Genomic DNA, 1,226 nt, shown 5'->3' on the forward strand with positions numbered 1-1,226 from the left:
ATTTATGGCGCTTTTGGCGCCCTGTTGATAACGAATAGTTATTTTTGCTTTTTATGAGGTTGTGAAGTTGATGTAATATTTTGAGTTGATATATTTCTTTTTTTGTCATTAGATAATAATTTGGTTAATTTATTCAAATTAATTTGAATTCTTTTTTTGTGAATTATTTAACACTTTCTTCTAATTTATCTATTGCTTCTTCTATATAGCGATATCTTTTTTTGATTTGTTTTTATAATTATTTTCCATTGCCATAACTTTATGATTATTATTCATTAAAAATAATCCTAAGAAAGCAAAAACAAAAAATATATTCAATAAGAATAATAAATTATTTTTTATTTTGATCATTATTAATTAAATCTTCCTTTATTTTTATTAGGTTTATTTGGGCTAAAAGATAAAGTTCTTCTTTTTGAGCGAAAATGAAAATTATTTAATTAGAATTTATCAATTAATTAAAAAATTTTTTAAATTTTATTTAATTTTTATTATATTTATTTTCATAATTGTATTACATTATTTATTATTTTTTGAAATTTACATAAATGTTCATTAATTTTTGTTATTTTTTTAGATTTTAAATTATTTTTTCATATTTAAAAATATTAATTTTTTTAATACTTTTTTATTTTTATTATTAAGTATTGAGAAAAATTTAAATTTGCTTGCTATATTTTATATATTTTTATAAAAATAATTTTATTTCATTTATATTTCATTTCTACTTAATCCAAATACAAATCAAAAATATTGTAAAGTTATTGCAAAGTTAAAAAATTATAAATATAATAAAAAATAATTAAAATCTTGGTTATTTAGAAGAATTAACCATTTTGTTAATTATAAGATTCCAGGTTCGTTAATCAATAAACTATTAATAAATAATTATTATATTTATAGATTTTAAATTCGTTCGCTTATAGTAGTTTTCGAGACAAATTAGTTTATTACATCTGCTTTTGTATATTTTAATAGTTTTGTATTTGTTTTTCTAATAATTTTTATTTGTATTTAATTTTGAACAATTTTACTATGAATATTTTTTTAATTTTTTTGTGAAATATTTTTGTTAATTTCAGATTTTTTCTTTTATTTGAATGTATTTTTGTTCTAATTTTAAAATTTCTTTTGCATCCTCTAAATTTGAATTAGGTTTTTTTCTTCAATTATATTAAAATTTAAGTAGTAAAAAAGAAAGGGAATTTAATTAATATGTTCAAATT

General features: G+C 16.2%; 1 protein-coding gene. It reads right to left on the reverse strand.

The genetic code is table 11. The features are described from left to right. Nucleotides 1-201 precede the first annotated feature (201 nt). Complete coding sequence (locus B2G44_RS00385) at nucleotides 202-351, reverse strand: SVM family protein (protein ID WP_078122888.1); 150 nt, start codon at nucleotides 349-351, stop codon at nucleotides 202-204. Nucleotides 352-1,226: the final 875 nt, after the last annotated feature.

This window comes from Candidatus Phytoplasma citri, from assembly GCF_002009625.1.
In the GTDB taxonomy this organism is placed as follows: domain Bacteria; phylum Bacillota_I; class Bacilli_A; order Acholeplasmatales; family Acholeplasmataceae; genus Phytoplasma; species Phytoplasma citri.

Excerpts from the sequence above, each read along its gene's own strand:
- B2G44_RS00385 (WP_078122888.1), bottom strand. The coding sequence starts at position 351 with ATGATCAAAATAAAAAATAATTTATTATTCTTATTGAATATATTTTTT.